A 19,815-nucleotide genomic window follows, 5' to 3' on the forward strand; every position below is an offset into this window, starting at 1 on the left:
TGTTTGGCGACTTCCAGTCTCCCAGACTCAGTCCGGATGAACCATCGATACAACCTATTGAAGCTTCACAGCTAGCGCACCGAACGAATCGGCAACGCCGTCGTTTCCTTGAAGCAATCGAGCGAGAAGCTCGTCTTCACGTCGATCACCGACGGGTGATGCAGCAGATGCTCCTGCACGAAGCGGGAGAAATGCGCCATGTCCTCGACCTGTACGCGCAGCAGGTAATCCATGTCGCCCGTCATCGCATGGCACGCGACCACTTCCGGCCAGGTCTGCACGGCCGCGCGGAACAGCTCCGCGTGGGTCGCGCCCGCGCGCGCCGACGTCTCGTCGGCCCGGACCGGCGCGAGGCCGCCGCGCTTTTCGAGCCGCACGCTCACGTAGGCGAGCAGGTCGAGCCCGAGCTTCTGCGGATTCAGCAGCGCGACGTAGCCGGTGATCACGCCGATTTCCTCGAGCCGCCGGATTCGCCGCAAGCACGGGCTCGGCGACAGGTTCACGCGCTCGGCGATCTCCTGGTTCGACAGGCGCCCGTTCTCCTGAAGAATCGCGAGAATGCGCCGGTCGATGGCATCCAATTCGGCTTGCGCCATCTTCTGCCCTCCACTGAGTGTTTTGAGACTGGAAATTGCGCCATCGTAGGCGCGGGCGATTAAGTTCGCAAGTTTCCGCTCGCGGCCGCCCGCTACACTCTGTCGCATGTCTCGGCTTGCCGCGCACGCTCGTGATGGGCGCGGCCGTCGACATCGAACCACGCCGGGCACGCGCACGCCGCCCCCGGCCGATCGCCCCGCACAGGAGACACGACATGCAGATCCCCACCTGGGACAACCCCGTCGGCACCGACGGCTTCGAATTTATCGAATACACGGCACCGGACCCGAAAGCACTCGGACAACTGTTCGAACGGATGGGTTTCACCGCGATCGCGCGCCACCGCCACAAGGACGTGACGGTGTACCGCCAGGGCGACATCAACTTCATCATCAACGCCGAACCCGATTCGTTCGCGCAACGCTTCGCGCGGCTGCACGGCCCGTCGATCTGCGCGATCGCGTTCCGCGTGCAGGACGCCGCGAAGGCGTACCGGCACGCGCTGGAACTCGGCGCATGGGGCTTCGACAACAAGACGGGCCCGATGGAGCTGAACATCCCGGCGATCAAGGGGATCGGCGATTCGCTGATCTACTTCGTCGACCGCTGGCGCGGCAAGAACGGCGCGCAGCCGGGCGCGATCGGCGACATCAGCATCTACGACGTCGACTTCGAGCCGATTCCCGGCGCGAACCCGAACCCGGTCGGCCACGGCCTCACCTACATCGACCACCTGACGCACAACGTGCATCGCGGCCGCATGCAGGAATGGGCCGAGTTCTACGAGCGCCTGTTCAACTTCCGCGAGGTGCGCTATTTCGACATCGAAGGCAAGGTGACGGGCGTGAAGTCGAAGGCGATGACGTCGCCGTGCGGCAAGATCCGCATCCCGATCAACGAGGAAGGCTCGGACACGGCCGGCCAGATCCAGGAATACCTCGACGCATATCACGGCGAAGGCATCCAGCACATCGCGCTCGGCGCGAGCGACATCTATCAGGCGGTCGACGGGCTGCGCAGCAAGGAAGTGAAGCTGCTCGACACGATCGACACGTATTACGAACTGGTCGACCGCCGCGTGCCGAACCACGGCGAATCGCTGGACGAACTGAAGAAGCGCAAGATCCTGATCGACGGCGCACGCGACGACCTGCTGCTGCAGATCTTCACCGAAAACCAGATCGGGCCGATCTTTTTCGAGATCATCCAGCGCAAGGGCAACCAGGGCTTCGGCGAAGGCAACTTCAAGGCGCTGTTCGAATCGATCGAGCTCGACCAGATCCGCCGCGGCGTCGTGCAGGACAAGGCCTGACGCCCCCGCCGCGCGGCGGCTCCGGACAACCGGGGGCGGCCGCGCGATCCGGCCGCACAAAGAAAAAGGGCGGGAATCCGAGGATTCCCGCCCTTTTTGCATGCCGGCGAGGCCCGCGGGCCGCGCGATCGCATCAACGCACGTTCGCCTTCGACGCGGCGGCGCGCTCGACCGACGGCTGCGCTGCGGCGTCCTGAGCGGGCACGATCTGCTGCATCTGTGCGCCGGCTGCCGCCAGCGCGCTCGCGCCTCGCGCGTGCACCGGGCCCGTCATCGAGAAAAACGCGGCGGACACGATCAGGAAACTCTGGATATGACGTGTGTTCATTGCACCTCCTGTAAAACTGCCGGCGCCTCCCCGACTGCGTCGGAACGAACCCACGCGGCCGGGCACCTCCGGCAGGCCGACAAGATTAACGGCATTTGCCCGCAGATCAACGCCGCTTTACATGCTTTTACATGATGTAACGCATGATCTCGCCCTGTTTCATGGTGCGTGGCGGCCCTTTCCCTCGCGTTGCGACCGATGGGCGGCGGGTTTGCCCCAGTGCTACCATCCCTTAAAACCGGCGAACATGCCGGCCACTGCGGACGCGTCCAAAAGATGCCGACGCAACCGAAGTTTTGGTGATCCCAGACCGGGTGGAGGAGACAGTTAATGAATGCCCCGCTAGACGCAGACCAACGCGCGTCGCTAGAAGCCGCGCTGAAGTCCGTCACGCTTGACGACAAATACACGCTGGAACGCGGCCGCGCGTACATGAGCGGCATCCAGGCCCTCGTGCGCCTGCCGATGCTCCAGCAGGAACGCGACCGCGCCGCCGGTCTCAATACGGCCGGCTTCATCTCCGGCTACCGCGGCTCGCCGCTGGGCGGCCTCGATCTGTCGCTGTGGAAAGCCAAGCAGCACCTGGCCGCCCACCAGATCGTGTTCCAGCCCGGCCTCAACGAAGATCTCGCCGCCACCGCCGTGTGGGGCTCCCAGCAAGTGAACCTGTACCCCGGCGCGAAGTACGACGGTGTGTTCGGCATGTGGTACGGCAAGGGCCCGGGCGTCGATCGCACCGGCGACGTCTTCAAGCACGCGAACTCGGCCGGCTCGTCGCAGCACGGCGGCGTGCTGGTGCTGGCCGGCGACGATCACGCGGCGAAATCGTCGACGCTCGCGCATCAGTCCGAGCACATCTTCAAGGCCTGCGGGCTGCCGGTGCTGTTCCCGTCCAACGTGCAGGAATATCTCGACTTCGGCCTGCATGGCTGGGCGATGAGCCGCTACTCGGGCCTGTGGGTCGCGCTCAAGTGCGTGACGGACGTCGTCGAATCGTCGGCGTCGGTCGACATCGACCCGCATCGCACCGAGATCGTGCTGCCGACCGACTTCATCCTGCCGGAAGGCGGGCTGAACATCCGCTGGCCCGACCCGCCGCTCGTGCAGGAAGCGCGGCTGCTCGACTACAAGTGGTACGCGGCGCTCGCCTACGTGCGCGCAAACAAGCTCGACCGGATCGAGATCGACTCCCCGCATGCGCGCTTCGGGATCATGACCGGCGGCAAGGCGTACCTCGACGTGCGCCAGGCGCTGACCGACCTCGGCCTCGACGACGAAACCTGCGCGCGGATCGGCATCCGGCTCTACAAGGTCGGCTGCGTGTGGCCGCTCGAAGCGCAGGGCGCGCAGGCGTTCGCGCGCGGCCTCGACGAAATCCTGGTCGTCGAGGAAAAGCGCCAGATCCTCGAATACGCGATCAAGGAAGAGCTGTACAACTGGCCCGACGCGCAGCGCCCGCGGGTGTTCGGCAAGTTCGACGAGAAGGACGGCGCCGGCGGCGAATGGTCGGTGCCGATGGGCAACTGGCTGCTGCCCGCGCACTACGAGCTGTCGCCCGCGATCATCGCGAAGGCGATCGCGACGCGGCTCGAGAAGTTCGAGTTGCCGTCCGACGTGCGCGCGCGCATCGCCGCGCGGCTCGCGGTGATCAACGCGAAGGAAATGGCGCTCGCGAAGCCGCACGTGCAGACCGAGCGCAAGCCGTGGTTCTGCTCGGGCTGCCCGCACAACACGTCGACCAACGTGCCGGAAGGCTCGCGCGCGATCGCCGGCATCGGCTGCCATTACATGACCGTGTGGATGGACCGCAGCACGAGCACCTTCAGCCAGATGGGCGGCGAAGGCGTGCCGTGGATCGGCCAGGCGCCGTTCACCGACGAGAAGCACGTGTTCGCGAACCTCGGCGACGGCACCTATTTCCATTCGGGCCTGCTCGCGGTGCGCGCGGCGATCTCGTCGAAGGCGAACATCACCTACAAGATCCTCTACAACGACGCGGTCGCGATGACGGGCGGCCAGCCGGTCGACGGCGTGCTGACGGTGCCGCAGATCACGCACCAGCTCGCGTCCGAAGGCGCGAAGAAGATCGTGATCGTCACCGACGAGCCGGAGAAGTACGACAGCCAGAAGGCGCTGCTCGCGCCGGGCGTGACGATCCACCATCGCGACCAGCTCGACGACGTGCAGCGCGCGCTGCGCGAGATCGAAGGCACGACGATCCTGATCTACGACCAGACCTGCGCGACCGAGAAGCGCCGCCGCCGCAAACGCGGTACATACCCGGACCCGGCGAAGCGCGTCGTGATCAACGACGCGGTGTGCGAAGGCTGCGGCGACTGCTCGGTGCAGTCGAACTGCCTGTCGGTCGAGCCGCTGGAAACCGAATTCGGCACGAAGCGCCAGATCAACCAGTCGAGCTGCAACAAGGACTTTTCTTGCGTGAAGGGGTTCTGCCCGAGCTTCGTCACGGTCGAGGGCGGCCAGTTGAAGAAGCCGAAGGCGGTGGCGGTCGACGGCGGTGCGCTGCCGCCGATTCCCGAACCGACGCTGCCGGCGATCGACCGCGCGTACGGCGTGCTCGTCACCGGCGTGGGCGGCACGGGCGTCGTCACGATCGGTGCGCTGCTCGGGATGGCCGCGCACCTGGAAAACAAGGGCGTGACCGTGCTCGACGTCACCGGCCTCGCGCAGAAAGGCGGCGCGGTGATGAGCCACGTGCAGATCTCGCACGCGCCGACCGACATTCATGCGACGCGGATCGCGATGGGCGAAGCCGATCTCGTGATCGGCTGCGATGCGATCGTCACGGCCGGCGACGAATGCACGTCGCGGATGCGGCACGATACGACGCGCGTGGTCGTCAACAGCGCGCAGACGCCGACCGCCGAGTTCATCAAGAACCCGAACTGGGCGTTCCCCGGCGTGTCCGCAGAGAGCGACATCCGCGCGGCAGCCGGTGAAGCGGTCGACTTCATCGATGCGAACCGCTTCGCGGTCGCGCTGCTCGGCGACGCAATCTACACGAACCCGTTCGTGCTCGGCTACGCGTGGCAGAAGGGCTGGCTGCCGCTGACGCTCGCGTCGCTCGAACGCGCGATCGAGCTGAACGCGGTATCGGTCGACAAGAACCGCGCGGCGTTCGACTGGGGCCGCCGCGCCGCGCACGACCTGGCCAGCGTGAAGCAGGCCGCGGCCGGCGACGCCCGGCCCGCGCAAGGCGCGACGGTGATTTCGCTGCACACGAAGAAGGCGGTCGACGCGCTGATCGCGAAGCGCGTCGAATTCCTCACCGCGTACCAGAACGCCGCGTACGCGTCGCGTTATGCGGCATTCGTCGACAAGGTGCGCGCCGCCGAGCGCGCGCTCGCCGACGGCGACACGGTGCAGGAGCCGCTGACCGAAGCGGTCGCGCGCAACCTGTTCAAGCTGATGGCGTACAAGGACGAATACGAGGTTGCGCGGCTGCAGTCCGATCCCGCGTTCCTCGCGCGGCTGATCGCGCAGTTCGAAGGCGACTGGAAGCTGAAATTCCACCTCGCGCCGCCGCTGTTCGCGAAGACGGACGCCCACGGCCATCTCGTGAAGAAGGCGTACGGCCCGTGGATGATGTCCGCGTTCCGGCTGCTCGCGAAGGCGAAGTTCCTGCGCGGCACGGGGCTCGACCCGTTCGGCCGCACCGCGGAGCGCCGCACCGAGCGCGCGCTGATCGGCGAATATGAAGCGCTGATCGGCGAGGTGCTGGGCAGGCTGAACGCGGCCAACCGGCCGCTCGCGCTCGAGCTTGCGGCGCTGCCGGACGGCATTCGCGGCTACGGCCACGTGAAGGAGAACAACCTGCGCGCGGTGCGGCAGAAGTGGGACACGCTGCTCGCGAAGTGGCGCTCGCCGGCAGGCGGCCAGTCGCATCAGCAGGTCGCCTAACGGCGCGCGCGGCGGGCGTTCGCGGTCCGGATGCCCGCCCCGCGCCGCCGTCGCCCTTAGAGTTCACGCGAAAAAAAACGCCACGGAACGCAGGTTCCGCGGCGTTTTTCATTGTGCCGCGCGTGACGCGCGGCACACGAGCGTGGACTTACTTCGTGTTCACGTTCGCGGCGGCAACGGCCGTCATGTTGATGATCCGGCGCACGGTCGCGGCCGGCGTCAGGATGTGGACCGGCTTGGCCGCGCCGAGCAGGAACGGGCCGACCGTCACGCCTTCGCCGCCGACCATCTTCAGCAGGTTGTACGCGATGTTCGCCGCTTCGACGTTCGGCATGATCAGCAGGTTCGCCTCGCCCGACAGCGTCGTGCCCGGGAACGCCTGCTTGCGGATCAGTTCCGACAGCGCCGCGTCGCCGTGCATTTCACCGTCGACTTCGAGGTTCGGCGCACGTTCGACGATCAGCTTGCGGGCCTCGGCCATCCGGCGCGACGACGCCGACGGCGCACTGCCGAAGTTCGAGTTCGACAGCAGCGCGGCCTTCGGCGTGATGCCGAAGCGCTCGATCTCGGCCGCGGCCTGGATCGTCATGTCGGCGAGCTGGTCGGCGCTCGGCAACTCGTTCACGTACGTGTCGCACACGAACAGGTTGCGGCCCGGCAGCATCAGCAGGTTCATCGCGGCGAAGTGCTCGGCGCCCTTCGCGCGGCCCAGCACCTGCTCGATGAACTTCAGGTGGCTGTGGAACGTATCGATCATCCCGCAGACCATCCCGTCCGCATCGCCCAGGTGCACGAGCATCGCGCCGATCAGCGTGTTGAACTTGCGCATCGCGGCCTTCGCGACTTCCGGCGTCACGCCGTCGCGCGCGCCGATCTCCTGATACGCCTGCCAGTAGCGGTGGTAGCGCGCATCGTCTTCCGGATCGACGATTTCGAAATCGGTGCCGGCCTTCAGCTTCGAGCCGATCTTCGCGAGGCGCATGTCGACGACCGACGGACGGCCGATGATGATCGGCTTCGCGATCTTTTCCAGCAGCACGAACTGCGCGGCGCGCAGCACGCGCTCATCCTCGCCTTCGGCGAAAACGATGCGGGCCTCCTTCTGCTTCGCGGTCGCGAACACCGGACGCATCACCATGCCGGTGCGGTAGACGGTCGCGCCGAGCTGTTCGCGGTACGCGTCCATGTCCTGGATCGGGCGCGTGGCGACGCCCGAATCCATCGCGGCTTGCGCCACGGCCGGCGCGATCTTGATGATCAGGCGCGGGTCGAACGGCTTCGGAATCAGGTATTCCGGCCCGAACTCCAGCGAATGGCCTTCATACGCCTTCGCGACCTCCTCGCTCTGGTCGGTTTCCTGCGCCAGCTCGGCGATCGCGCGCACGCACGCGAGCTTCATTTCTTCCGTGATCGTCGTCGCGCCGACGTCGAGCGCGCCGCGGAAGATGAACGGAAAGCACAGCACGTTGTTGACCTGGTTCGGGTAGTCCGAACGGCCGGTCGCGACGATCGCGTCCGGGCGCACGGCCTTCGCGTCTTCCGGGCGGATTTCCGGTTCCGGGTTCGCGAGCGCCAGGATCAGCGGGCGCTCGCCCATCGTCTTGACCATGTCCTGCTTCAGCACGCCCGCGCTCGAGCAGCCGAGGAACACGTCGGCGCCGACGATCGCATCGGCGAGCGAGCGCGCGTCGGTGTTCGCCGCATAGCGCTGCTTCGACGGATCGAGGTTGCCGCGCCCTTCGTAGATCACGCCCTTCGAATCGGCGACGAGGATGTTCGTCTTCGTGAGGCCGAGGTTCACCAGCAGGTCCAGACACGCGATCGCGGCCGCGCCGGCGCCCGAACACACGAGCTTCACTTCCGACAGCTTCTTGCCGACGACCTTCAGGCCGTTCAGGATCGCGGCCGATGCGATGATCGCGGTGCCGTGCTGGTCGTCGTGGAAGACGGGGATCTTCATGCGCTCGCGCAGCTTCTGCTCGATGTAGAAGCACTCCGGCGCCTTGATGTCCTCGAGGTTGATGCCGCCGAGCGTCGGCTCGAGCATCGCGATCGCCTCGACGAGCTTGTCGGGGTCGGACTCCGAGAGTTCGATGTCGAACACGTCGATGCCCGCGAATTTCTTGAAGAGGCAGCCCTTGCCTTCCATCACCGGCTTCGCGGCGAGCGGGCCGATGTTGCCGAGGCCGAGCACGGCCGTGCCGTTCGTGATGACGCCGACGAGGTTGCCGCGCGACGTGTACTTCTGCGCGTCGAGCGGATCGGCGTGGATCGCCTCGCACGCGGCGGCGACGCCCGGCGAATACGCGAGCGACAGATCGAGCTGGTTCGACAGCGGCTTGGTCGGGGTGACCGAAATCTTGCCGGGTTTCGGGTTCAGGTGATAAGCGAGAGCGGCCTGCTTCAGTTGTTCGTCCATGATTGACCTGCGAGAGACATGCGAAATATTGACGACTCAGTACACAGCACCTTCGGCCGCGTCTGCCTGAATCGAGGGGATGGTCGACTGCGAGACGGCCCGCGACGCGCCGGATGGGCACGCCAACGAACCTTGGCGGGTGGCAAGAGGAAAGTACAAAGTACTGAACGATTTCTTAGGGTCGCCTAGTGTACACCCCCTAAATGACCTCCGTTGGTGCACCGCCGCATCCCCGGCGTCCGTGTCGGACTGGTCGTGCCCCGTTTGTTTCGCCGGTGGCGAGCGGCGCGGCGGCGCGCGCGAATTCCGCCGAAAACCGGCCTGAATCGGGTAAAATAGCGGGCTACGCGCGCAGCGATGCGATTGGTCCGCCAATCGCGCCCCGGCCCTTCGGGCAGGTTCCCCTTGCTGCGCCATCGGGCCCGCGCCCGCTCCTCGCTCATCACCCAAGGAATGCCCATGACAGGCTACGATCGTCAGTCGATCTCGGATACGACCGCCAAAATCCTGCTCGAAGTGCAGGCGGTGCACTTCAATGCCGAAAAACCGTTCATCTTCACGTCCGGCTGGGCAAGCCCCGTCTATATCGACTGCCGCAAGCTGATCTCGTATCCGCGCGTGCGCCGTGCGCTGATGGAAATGGCGGAAACGACGATCACGCGCGACATCGGCTTCGAGCAGATCGATGCGGTGGCGGGCGGCGAGACGGCCGGCATCCCGTTCGCGGCATGGATCGCGGACCGGATGATGGTGCCGATGCAGTACGTGCGCAAAAAGCCGAAGGGTTTCGGCCGCAACGCGCAGATCGAAGGCCATCTCGAGGAAGGCTCGCGCGTGCTGCTGGTGGAAGACCTGACGACCGACAGCCGCAGCAAGATCAACTTCGTCAACGCGCTGCGCACCGCGGGCGCGACGGTGAACCACTGCTTCGTGCTGTTCCACTACGACATCTTCAAGGAAAGCGTGTCGGTCCTGAAGGACATCGACGTCGACCTGCACGCGCTCGCCACGTGGTGGGACGTGCTGCGCGTCGCGAAGGCGTCGGGCTACTTCGAGACGAAGACGCTCGACGAAGTCGAGAAATTCCTGCACGCACCGGCCGAATGGTCGGCCGCGCACGGCGGCGCGACGGCCCCGAAGGAATGACGCCACGCCGGCGCACGCGCCGGCACACTGGCTGAAGAGCCGCCTGCTTCATCGCAGGCGGTTTTTTTTCGTCTGCCGACTAGCGCGCTGACCGATCGCGATCGCGGGCGCCGGTGTGCGTCGCTCATCGAACCCTAATGCTAGACTTGACCCATCGCCGCCCTCAGCGGCGCGGGCAACACACAACGCCAACAATGCCGGGCGCCGCGGCCCGGCCCACGTGACGGGAGAAGCGCCATATGCGTGTGGATCGCCGGATCACTCCGCCTGCGCCATCGGGCCGCCCGTCTGCGTTCCTCCTCCCCGCCCTCCTGTGCGCTGCCGTTTTCGCGGCGCTGCCCGCGCATGCGGAAGGCCCGTTCACCGTGACGAGCGACGACCTGACGCCCGGCGCCCGCGTGCGGGCCGCGAACGTGTTCGACCGCGGCGACTGCAAGGGCGCGAACCGCTCGCCGCAACTCGCGTGGCGCAACCCGCCGCCCGGCACGCGCGGCTACGCGGTCACGGTCTTCGATCCCGATGCGCCCGGGCATGGCTGGTGGCACTGGGCCGTCGCGGGCATTCCGGCGACCGTCACGAGCCTGCCGGCCGACGCGAGCGCATCCGGCTTCCTGCGCCGCATCGGCGCGAGCGAGGCACGCAACGACTACGGGATCGACGGCTACGGCGGCCCGTGCCCGCCGCCCGGCAAGCCGCATCGCTACGTGATCACCGTCTACGCGCTCAAAGGCACCGACCTGCGCATTTCGCAGGGTCGCCCCGCGCCGATGTTCGAGCACGAGATCGGCACGCTCGCGATCGGCACCGCGCAACTCACGGTCACTTACGGCCAGTAGCCGCACGGCGTCTCGCCTGGCAGTGGCGCCGCGATTGCAGACCGCCGCGAATTTCGGTGCGCCGCACGCGCACGTTGTCTCGTCATTTCGGCTTGCTAGACTCGTCGTCACCGGTCGCGGCATCCCCTGCCGCGCGACCGTCGCGCCGCCTGCCGGCGACGCGTGACGCGGCGAGCCGGCGGCCCGCCGTTCCCGTCCCTTTCCGGAGAACGCTTCATGTCGAACATCGTCATCGTCTATCACAGCGGCTACGGTCACACGCAGAAACTGGCCGAAGCCGTGCACGCCGGCGCGCAGGACGCCGGCGCGAACGTGCGCCTGATCGCCGTCGGCGACCTCGACGACGCAGGCTGGGCCGCGCTCGACGCGGCGGACGCGATCGTCTTCGGCGCGCCGACCTACATGGGCGGCCCGTCCGCGCAGTTCAAGCAATTCGCCGATGCCACGTCGAAAGCGTGGTTCACGCAGAAATGGAAGGACAAAATCGCCGCGGGCTTCACGAACTCCGCGACGATGAACGGCGACAAGTTCTCGACGATTCAATATTTCGTCACGCTGGCGATGCAGCATGGGATGGTGTGGGTCGGCACGAGCCTGATGCCGGCGAACTCGAAGGCGGCCACGCGCAACGACATCAACTATCTCGGCGGCTCGACGGGCCTGCTCGCGCAGTCGCCGGCCGATGCGACGCCCGACGAAGGGCCGCTGCCGGGCGACCTCGAGACCGGCAAGGCATTCGGCCGGCGCGTCGCCGAAGCGACCGCCCGCTGGGACGCCGGCGCCCGCTGAGCGCGCGCGTTCCCCGGCCCGCGCGCGTGCCGGCGGGCGTCAAAGGGACACGAAGATGGACGCGAAGACGGCCCGCCGGCCGTCTTTTTTCGCCCCGCGCGCTGCAGTGCCGCCGGATGACGTCTTAAAATGGCGGTTTCAGGGCGCCGCGGCTCCCGTTTCATTCAGTGAGAGCGAAATGAGCACCAAAGTTTTTGTCGACGGCCAGGAAGGCACGACCGGCCTCAAGATCTTCGAATACCTGTCGGCACGCAGCGACATCGAGATCCTGCGCATCGAGGAAGCGAAGCGCAAGGACGTCGACGAGCGCCGCCGCCTGATCAACGCGTCGGACGTCACGTTCCTGTGCCTGCCGGACGTCGCGTCGCGCGAATCCGCGTCGCTCGTCGAGAACCCGAACACCACGCTGATCGACGCGAGCACCGCGTTCCGCACCAGCGCCGACTGGGCGTACGGCCTGCCCGAGCTGACCCGCGCGCAGCGCGAGAAGATTCGCACGTCGAAGCGCATCGCGGTGCCCGGCTGCCACGCGTCGGCGTTCGTGCTCGCGATGCGGCCGCTCGTCGATGCGGGCATCGTCGCGCCGACGTTCGCCGCGCACAGCTACTCGATCACCGGCTACAGCGGCGGCGGCAAGTCGATGATCGCCGAGTACGAAAGCGCCACGCCGGGCGGCAAGCTCGCGAGCCCGCGCCCGTACGCGCTCGGCCTCGCGCACAAGCACCTGCCGGAAATGGCCGCGCACACGGGCCTCGCGCACGCACCGATCTTCACGCCGATCGTCGGCCCGTTCCTGAAGGGCCTCGCGGTGACGACCTACTTCACGCCCGAGCAGCTCGCGAAGCGCGCGACGCCGCAGGACGTGCAGCGCGTGTTCGCCGAGTACTACGCGGACGAAGCGTTCGTGCGCGTCGCGCCGTTCGATGCGGACGCGAACCTCGACGGCGGCTTCTTCGACGTGCAGGCGAACAACGACACGAACCGCGTCGACCTGTTCGTGTTCGGCAACGCGGAGCGCTTCGTCACGGTCGCGCGCCTCGACAACCTCGGCAAGGGCGCGTCGGGCGCCGCGATCCAGTGCATGAACCTCAACATCGGCGCGGCCGAGGACGCGGGCCTCAAACGCTGATTCAACATCGCATGCGATGCAAAGCCGGCCGTTGGCCGGCTTTTTATTTACCCGTATCAGGCAATATATAAAAACACCGCGCCGCGCATTTACAAATATTTACAAGCTTTCCATTGCGCGATTACAAGTGGATTAATTCGCCCCTTCCTTATCCAGTCAATCCCGAATAGGGATAAACCGGATACCCGTTGATTTAAACGCTGCTGTTATACGCCAGAAGGTGCTGCGAGAGCGTGCCGGGCGTCGCGCATCCCCCACTCCGGCAGCTTTCGGTAGCCCGTTCCGCGTTTAAATTCTTACCGTTTGCCTTATTGGGCAAGCATTCAATTCGCAGATCCCGTTTCAATCGCCTTTTTTAGACGGGTTCATCAATTGACAGCAAAAACACAGGCAGCGACATTAGCTCGCACAATTAAACGATTGGAGACAGCGGCATGTCGCACACCTTATCGAAGGGGGTGGCAACGGCCTTTGCCATTGCCCCTTTCCTGGTTGCATGTGGTGGGGGGGACTCAGGCGGCGCGCTCGCGCCGATCAACGCGCCCCAATGTTCCGGCTCGAGCTGCGGCACGCAAGGGCAGCCGCCTTCGCAACCGATCAACGGCGCACTGTGCCCGGCCAACGCGGATATCGTGAAGAGCACGTATCTCGGCGGCGCGGGTAGCGGCGAGATCGTCAGCGTCAACATCGACGCGGTCGCGATGACGTACACGCTCAAGTGGCTCGAATCGCCGATTCCGCTGAAGACGGGCACCGTCACGCCGAGCCGCGTCGGCACGACGATCACCGGCAAGGTCATTCATCCGCCGACCGGCACGCTGCCGACCGCCGAGCAGACGCGCTGCGCGTTCGTCCTCACGCCGGGCACCGGCCCCGCGCCGGATGGCTCGACCTATTCGACGGCCGCCGACTTCAACCAGGCGAACCCGCCGATGCTGCTGGTCGGCATGGGCGTCGCGGGCGGCGGCATTCCGGGCGCGACGATCCAGTACGACGGGCTGACGATCATCCCGGGCGTCGTGCAGAACGTCGGCCAGGTGCCGAACCGTCACTTCGACTTCTATCCGTTCCTCGGCTTCGCAAACACGACGACCGATCTGTCAAAACTGCCGGGCACGTACAACGCGCTGCTCTACCACCTCGTGCCGTCGGGCAACTACGCGACGAAGGGCTCGACCTCGAGCGAGACGTTCGACGCGAACGGCGCGTGCACGTCGAGCGGGTCGGGTGGCTGCCAGACGACCGGCGATCCGTGGAAAACGAGCGCGAACGGCGGCTACTTCGACAGCGCCAAGGCGCCGCAGACGCTGCCGCAGACGCAACTGCCGATCGTCGGCGCGACCGGCAAGTCGGCCACCGCGCACATGGTGATCGGCCAGCTCAACGGCGCGACGGTGCCGGTGATCGTGCGCACGGGCAACGTGAACCTCGGCACGCCGCCACTGCACCTCGATGCGCAGGTCGACGACGAATCGGGCATCGCGGTGCTCGGCGCGGCGACGGCGATCACGTCGGGCGCGATCGATGGCGGCTACGCGGGCGCGGACTCGAACTTCAAGTACACGGCCGCACTGATCCGCGGCGGCAACGCGTCGTTCATCAACCCGTCCACGCAGGCCGAGGAAGACGGCTTCACGCTCGACTACGGCCAGACGACACCGGGCCTGCTGAACGCGAAAACCGCCCCGCCGAGCGGCGCGAACTACCCGTCCGTATCGGGCGTGGTGATCGCGACGGGCGGGCTGTACGCGGCGCTGATCCAGGGCACGGTAAACGGCGGCGTCACGTCGACGTCGGCGAATTCGACGACGTCGTCGACCCCGTACTTCGGCGTGGGCGCGCAGATCAGCAAGTAGCGATCGGGGACGCGGCGGCCGGCCTGCCGCCGCGTGACGCAGGGAAGGCACGAAGGCGCCCGGCACGGCGCCAACAAGACGAGCACGACCAACAGAAGCGGCCGACAGGGAGCTGGCCGCCGCACAAGACAAATCTGGAGGAGCAACATGAAGCGCAACCTCATTCTGGCGGCGGCCTTTGCCGGCCCCCTTCTTTCCGCCTGCGGCGGCGGCAGCGACAACCCGCCGCCGCTCGTCGAAGAGCGGCTTTGCCCTACCACGCTCGACTACAACACCGTGTTTACGGGCGGCGCGGGCAGCGGCGAACTCGCGAAGGTCCAGCTCGACACGACCAAGATGACCTGGCAGGTCACCTATGTCGAATCGGCGGTGCCGCAAAAGACCGGCACCGTCACGCCGACCCGCGCGGGCACCGTCGACAGCGGCACGCTCACGCAGGAAACGCTGCTGCCGACCAACAAGCTGAACCAGTGCGCGTTCCGCCTGAACGGCGCGAGCCTCGATGCGTCGCGTCCGGCGCGCATCTTCGTCGGCTTCGGCGTCGCGGGCGGCACGATTCCCGGCAAGGAGATCCAGTTCGACGGCGTGCTCGGCCAGGCCGCGGTGCCCGACACGAAATTCCCGTACTACCCGTTCATCGGGTTCTCGTCGATCGAAACCGACATCACGAAGGTCGCGGGTACGTACAGCCACATCGGCTTCGGCGAAGTGCCGTCGCAGAAATTCGGGCCGGCGTCGATCGACGCGAAAGTGACGATCAACGCGGACGGCACGTGGACCAAGTGCGACACGACCGGCCAGTTCGCCGGCGGCGCGTGCACGCAGCAGGGCACGAACTTCGTGCAGTCGGCCGACGGCAGCGGCGCGTTCCAGTCGAACAACTACGCGAGCCAGCTGAAGCCGACGCTGTCGGCCACGCCGCAGGGCAAGGGCTTCATGGTCGTCGGCAAGCTGCGCAACCAGCTCGTGCCGATCCTCGTGCGCACGGGGGTCGCGAACCCGAACCCGACGCCGGACAGCAACGGCGTGCCGGGCCTGACCGCCGACGACGAATCGAGCATCTCGATCCTCGCGCCGCAGACGGCCGTCGCGGCCGGTTCGCAGAACGGCGAATACATCGGCGTCGACAGCCAGTTCGATTACCGGACCACCGCGCTGATCGACAAGCAGGCCACGCTGCTCGATCCGTTCCAGCCGTCGCAGGCGTCGCTCACGAGAGTGCTCGACCTGGACTACACGCAGAAGGTGCCGGGCACGGTCACGACGATCCATACGGGTTCGGGCAGCACGTCGCCGACCGGCAAGTTCATCTTCTCGGGCGGCGTGTTCGGTTTCCTCGACAACGCGGGATCGACGCCGTATTTCACGATCGGCGCATTCGTCCAGTAAGCGGAGGGGAAAGCCGTGATGAAGAAAACCCTTCTCTGCGCGGCGGCCGGCGCCGCCGCCGTGGCGCCGCTCGCCGCGCACGCGCAGAGCGCCGGCAGCAACGTCGTCACGCTGGGCTGGTTCCACATCATGCCGCAGCAGAGCAGCACGCCGATGACGACCAACGTCGCGCCGACGCCGATCAACACGCCGCTGCGGCTGCCGCCGTCGTTCACATCGGCCGGCACCGGGCTGCACACGAGCGGCGCCGACACCGTCGGCCTGACGGTCAGCCACTTCCTGACCGACCATATCGCGGTCACGTCGGTGGCCGGCGTGCCGCCGGTGTTCAAGGTGTCGGGCCAAGGCACGATCAAGCCGCCGGGGCCGGCCGGCGCGCTCGGCACGCAGAACATCGGGCTGGCCTCGGTCAATCCGATCGTGAAGAGCGTGCGGCAGTGGAGCCCGGCGGTGATCCTGCAGTACTACTTCGGGCAGGCGACCGCGAAGTTCCGCCCGTTCCTCGGCCTCGGCGTGTCGTACAACTGGTTCAGCGACCTGCAGCTCAATACGAACTTCATCAAGCAGACGCAGGACAACCTCGGCGCGATCCTCGCGGCGGGCGCGGGCAAGCCGGGTACGACGTCGGTGGAGGCGAAGGCATCGTCGTCGTGGCAGCCGGTGTTCAACGCGGGCCTGCAGTACAACCTGACGGAACACTTCGGGCTGGTCGCGTCGGTGACCTACATCCCGCTGAAGACGACGTCGACGGTGACGATCAAGGCGGCGGACGGCTCGGTGCTCGCCGAGTCGAAATCGGACCTGAAGGCGGACCCGATCATCAGCTACGTCGGGATGACATACAAGTTCTGAGCGCGGCGGCCGTCGGCGAATGGAAATGGAGCGCTGCGACTCAATCGCAGGCAAAAAAAAGCCCGCCTGATCGGCGGGCTGAATCCATATCAGAGGAGACATGGAGGAGACAGGTGCAATCATATCGAATCGGTTTCCGCAATGCAACATTTCCGTAGAGAAAATAAGGATTTTCCCTCGAACGCGGCCTCTACTTCTCCGTCACGGCGCCTGACCCCTTTCCGCTCTCCCGCTCCAGCACCTCTCCCAGTGCGTCGCGCAGCAGCGCGACCGGCCGCATGAGGCGGCCCGGCAGCGTGCCGTGCACGATCCATACGTTGATCCGCGTTTCCAGCCCCGCCGTTTCCACCACCCTCAGCGCATCGCGATGCGCGCTGCGCGCCAGCGCGTTCGGCGGCGCGATGCCGATGCCGGCGCCGCGCGCGACGAGCGACAACTGCAGTTCCGAGCCGAATGCCTCGACCGCGACGTCGAACGGCAGCCCGGCCGCGCCGAGCGCGCGGCTCAGCGCCGAACGCATCCCACAGCCGTCCTGGCTCAGTACCCACGGAAAGCCCGACAGCGTGTCGAGCGACAGCGGGCCGTCCGGCAGCGGGAAATCGCGTGCGGCCACGAGCACCGTCGGCTGCGTGGCGAGCAGCGTCGCCGTCAATGCGTCCGGCAGCGCCGCGCTCGCGGGCACCATCACGGTCGCGACGTCGAGCGCACCGCGCTCGATGCCCTGCACCAGCGCGGGCGACCAGCCGGCCGTCACGCGCAGCGTGAGGCGCGGAAACGCGTCGCGCAGCCGGTCGATCGGCCGCTCCAGCGCGAGTTCGGACAGAAACGGCGGCACGCCGATGCGCAGCTCGCCCGACGGCTCGCTGTCCGGTGTGCCCGCCGCCATCAGTTCGTCGACCGCGCCGAGCACGTTGCGCGCGAGCGCGTAGACGTCGCGCCCGGCGGCGGTCGGCTTCAGCGGCTTGCTCTGCCGTTCGAGCAACGGCACGCCAAGCAGCGTTTCGAGGTTCTGCACGCGCCGCGTCAGGCCCGGCTGCGTCAGGTGGAGCTTCGCGGCCGCGGCGACCATCGACCCGCTGTCGACGACCGCGACGAACGCCTGGAGATCACGCGTATTCAAAACAAACTCGCATAATCATGTTAGACATATTTCAATTGTCGCATAAAGATCGGACGCCTACGATGGGCGTTCCTTCGACTCCTCTTGGTTTGCAATGAACTGCCCTGTCAATCGTTGCTCCGCCCCCGTTTCTCCGACCGTCGCCGCGCCCGCGCCGCCTGCACTGAGCATCGGCATGACGCTGTTCTTCGCCGCGACGGTCGGCGTGATCGTGATGGACCTGTTCGCCGCGCAGCCGTTGACCGGCCCGATCAGCGCGGACCTGCACCTGCCGCCCGGCCTCGCGGGCCTCGTCGCGATGCTGCCGCAGCTCGGCTATGCGGCCGGGCTCGCGTTGCTCGTGCCGCTGGTCGACCTGCTCGAGAACCGCCGTTTGATCGTCGCGACGCTCGCCGTCTGCGCGACCGCGCTCGCGCTGCCCGCCTTCACGCAGTCGGGCACCGTGTTCCTGCTCGCGACGCTCGCGGCCGGCGCCGCGTCGAGCGTGATCCAGATGCTCGTGCCGATGGCCGCGTCGATGGCGCCCGACGCGCAGCGCGGCCGCGCGGTCGGCAACGTGATGAGCGGGCTGATGCTCGGGATCCTGCTGTCGCGGCCGCTCGCGAGCCTGATCGCGGGGTCGGCAGGCTGGCGCGCGTTCTATCTGCTCGCCGCGCTCGCGAACGCGGCGATCGCGGTCGTGCTCGCGCTGCGCCTGCCGGCGCGCACGCCGTCGATCACGGCCAGTTACCGCGCGTTGCTCGCGTCGATGGGACGGCTGCTTGCCGACGAACCGGTGCTGCGCCGGCATGCGCTGTTGGCCGCGCTCGCGATGGCCGCGTTCAGCGCGTTCTGGACCGCCGTCGGGCTGCGGCTCGCGCAGCCGCCGTTCGCGCTCGATCTGCACGGCATTGCGCTGTTCGCGTTCGCCGGCGCCAGCGGCGCGATCGTCACGCCGCTCGCCGGCCGCGCGGGCGACCGCGGCCACGGCCCGGCCGCGCAACGGCTCGCGCACGGCACGATGCTCGCGGCGCTCGTCGTGCTCGGCATCGCCGGCGCAGGCTGGTTCGGCTTCGATGCGCACGCGCATCGCGGCGTCGCGCTCGCGCTGCTGGCCGGCGGCGCGGCGCTGCTCGATGCGGGCGTGATCGTCGATCAGACGATCGGTCGCCGCGCGATCAACCTGCTGAACCCGGCCGCGCGCGGACGCCTGAACGGGCTGTTCGTCGGGCTGTTCTTCGTCGGCGGCGCGCTCGGCGCGGCGCTCGCGGGCAGCGCGTGGGCATGGGGCGGCTGGAGCGCGGTGTGTGGCGTCGGATTCGCGTTCGCCGGCGCGGCGACCGTGTTCGGGCTGGCGACCGGACGCGGGCCCGGCGCGGCGGCGCTGGATCGGCCGCGTGCGTGAGCCCTCACCGGTGAAGCGGCGCCCAAAAGCCGAACGCCCCACCCTCTTGCGAGAGATGGGGCATTCGGTACGCCGGGGTCGGCCGGGAATCAGTGACGGACCAGCGCCATCATCGCGCCGAAGCCGACGAACAGCCCGCCCGTCAGCCGGTTGAACACCTTCGCGACGCTCTGGCTCTTCAGCGTGGCGCCGATGCGCGTGCCGAACGCCGCGTAGACGAGATACCAGCTCACCTCGATCACCGCGAACGTGACGACGAGGATGCCGAACTGCGGCAGCGTCGGCTCGGCCGCGTTGATGAACTGCGGCAGCAGCGCGGCCGCGAACAGGATCGCCTTCGGGTTGCTGCCCGCGACCAGGAAGCCGTTGCGGAACAGCGCGACGCGCGATGTCGAGGCCGCTTGCGACGACACCGCATCGACGTCGGCCGCCGGCGCGTCGTCCACGCGCGCGCGCCACGCCTTCACGCCGAGATAGATCAGATAGGCTGCGCCCGCGAAGCGCAACGCATCGAACGTCGTCGGCCATGCTTCGAGCACCGCGCCGAGCCCGGCCGCGGAGACCGCGAGCATCAGCACCAGCGCGCTCAGGCAGCCGGCCATCGTCGCGGACGAGCGCCGCAGCCCGTGGCGCGCGCCATGCGTCATCACGAGCAGCATGTTCGGGCCCGGAATCGCCGACACGACGAACACCGTCGCCACGAAAAGCCACCACGTATGCAAGTTCATGACTGCCTC

Annotated in this window: 15 protein-coding genes; 10 read left to right on the forward strand and 5 right to left on the reverse strand. The window is 67.2% G+C overall.

From position 1 onward, the window contains the following. Positions 1-71 precede the first annotated feature (71 nt). Positions 72-596, reverse strand: coding sequence for an Lrp/AsnC family transcriptional regulator (locus J8I33_RS25420; RefSeq protein WP_040143005.1), 525 nt, complete (start codon positions 594-596; stop codon positions 72-74). Between the two features lie 215 nt (positions 597-811). Between J8I33_RS25420 and hppD the strand changes: the two genes are divergently transcribed. Beyond that, positions 812-1,909, forward strand: a complete 1,098-nt coding sequence (gene hppD / locus J8I33_RS25425) for a 4-hydroxyphenylpyruvate dioxygenase (protein ID WP_050011865.1) — start codon at positions 812-814, stop codon at positions 1,907-1,909. Between the two features lie 133 nt (positions 1,910-2,042). Here hppD and J8I33_RS25430 read toward each other — a convergent pair whose 3' ends face one another. After that, positions 2,043-2,237, reverse strand: coding sequence for a hypothetical protein (locus J8I33_RS25430; protein ID WP_050011864.1), 195 nt, complete (start codon positions 2,235-2,237; stop codon positions 2,043-2,045). Between the two features lie 330 nt (positions 2,238-2,567). On the opposite strand from J8I33_RS25430, the gene J8I33_RS25435 reads away from it, so the two are divergent. Then, positions 2,568-6,158 (forward strand): indolepyruvate ferredoxin oxidoreductase family protein, encoded by a 3,591-nt coding sequence (locus J8I33_RS25435; protein WP_209939374.1) that lies wholly within the window; start codon positions 2,568-2,570, stop codon positions 6,156-6,158. Between the two features lie 148 nt (positions 6,159-6,306). On the opposite strand, the gene J8I33_RS25440 is transcribed toward J8I33_RS25435, so the two are convergent. Continuing rightward, positions 6,307-8,577, reverse strand: coding sequence for an NADP-dependent malic enzyme (locus J8I33_RS25440; RefSeq protein WP_050011862.1), 2,271 nt, complete (start codon positions 8,575-8,577; stop codon positions 6,307-6,309). 459 nt (positions 8,578-9,036) lie between these two features. On the opposite strand from J8I33_RS25440, the gene J8I33_RS25445 reads away from it, so the two are divergent. The 7 genes from J8I33_RS25445 to J8I33_RS25475 all read left to right on the forward strand — a co-directional run bounded on the left by J8I33_RS25445 (position 9,037) and on the right by J8I33_RS25475 (position 16,574). Continuing rightward, a complete protein-coding gene (locus J8I33_RS25445; RefSeq protein ID WP_011546659.1) occupies positions 9,037-9,723 on the forward strand; it encodes an orotate phosphoribosyltransferase in 687 nt (228 codons plus the stop codon). Positions 9,724-9,962: 239 nt separating this feature from the next. Next, a complete protein-coding gene (locus J8I33_RS25450) occupies positions 9,963-10,559 on the forward strand; it encodes a YbhB/YbcL family Raf kinase inhibitor-like protein (RefSeq protein ID WP_124556850.1) in 597 nt (198 codons plus the stop codon). 216 nt (positions 10,560-10,775) lie between these two features. Beyond that, positions 10,776-11,348, forward strand: coding sequence for a flavodoxin family protein (locus J8I33_RS25455; RefSeq protein WP_011546661.1), 573 nt, complete (start codon positions 10,776-10,778; stop codon positions 11,346-11,348). A 178-nt stretch (positions 11,349-11,526) separates the two neighbouring features. Next, on the forward strand, positions 11,527-12,477 hold the full coding sequence (argC, locus tag J8I33_RS25460) for an N-acetyl-gamma-glutamyl-phosphate reductase (protein WP_209926124.1): 951 nt from the start codon (positions 11,527-11,529) through the stop codon (positions 12,475-12,477). A 434-nt stretch (positions 12,478-12,911) separates the two neighbouring features. Then, on the forward strand, positions 12,912-14,333 hold the full coding sequence (locus tag J8I33_RS25465) for a DUF2957 domain-containing protein (RefSeq protein WP_050011857.1): 1,422 nt from the start codon (positions 12,912-12,914) through the stop codon (positions 14,331-14,333). Between the two features lie 147 nt (positions 14,334-14,480). Next, the gene (locus J8I33_RS25470; RefSeq protein WP_209926125.1) at positions 14,481-15,722 is read left to right on the forward strand and encodes a DUF2957 domain-containing protein; all 1,242 of its coding nucleotides are present in this window, start codon (positions 14,481-14,483) and stop codon (positions 15,720-15,722) included. A gap of 18 nt (positions 15,723-15,740) precedes the next feature. Next, positions 15,741-16,574, forward strand: coding sequence for an OmpW family outer membrane protein (locus J8I33_RS25475; RefSeq protein ID WP_089488059.1), 834 nt, complete (start codon positions 15,741-15,743; stop codon positions 16,572-16,574). A gap of 190 nt (positions 16,575-16,764) precedes the next feature. On the opposite strand, the gene J8I33_RS25480 is transcribed toward J8I33_RS25475, so the two are convergent. Continuing rightward, the gene (locus J8I33_RS25480; protein WP_050011854.1) at positions 16,765-17,694 is read right to left on the reverse strand and encodes a LysR family transcriptional regulator; all 930 of its coding nucleotides are present in this window, start codon (positions 17,692-17,694) and stop codon (positions 16,765-16,767) included. 94 nt (positions 17,695-17,788) lie between these two features. Here J8I33_RS25480 and J8I33_RS25485 point away from each other — a divergent pair, with 94 nt between their 5' ends. After that, a complete protein-coding gene (locus J8I33_RS25485) occupies positions 17,789-19,078 on the forward strand; it encodes an MFS transporter (RefSeq protein ID WP_209939375.1) in 1,290 nt (429 codons plus the stop codon). A gap of 89 nt (positions 19,079-19,167) precedes the next feature. Here J8I33_RS25485 and J8I33_RS25490 read toward each other — a convergent pair whose 3' ends face one another. Beyond that, positions 19,168-19,806 (reverse strand): LysE family transporter, encoded by a 639-nt coding sequence (locus J8I33_RS25490; RefSeq protein WP_209939376.1) that lies wholly within the window; start codon positions 19,804-19,806, stop codon positions 19,168-19,170. Between the last annotated feature and the right edge of the window lie 9 nt (positions 19,807-19,815).

The sequence above is a fragment of the Burkholderia sp. AcTa6-5 genome (assembly GCF_017815075.1).
GTDB lineage: Bacteria > Pseudomonadota > Gammaproteobacteria > Burkholderiales > Burkholderiaceae > Burkholderia > Burkholderia sola.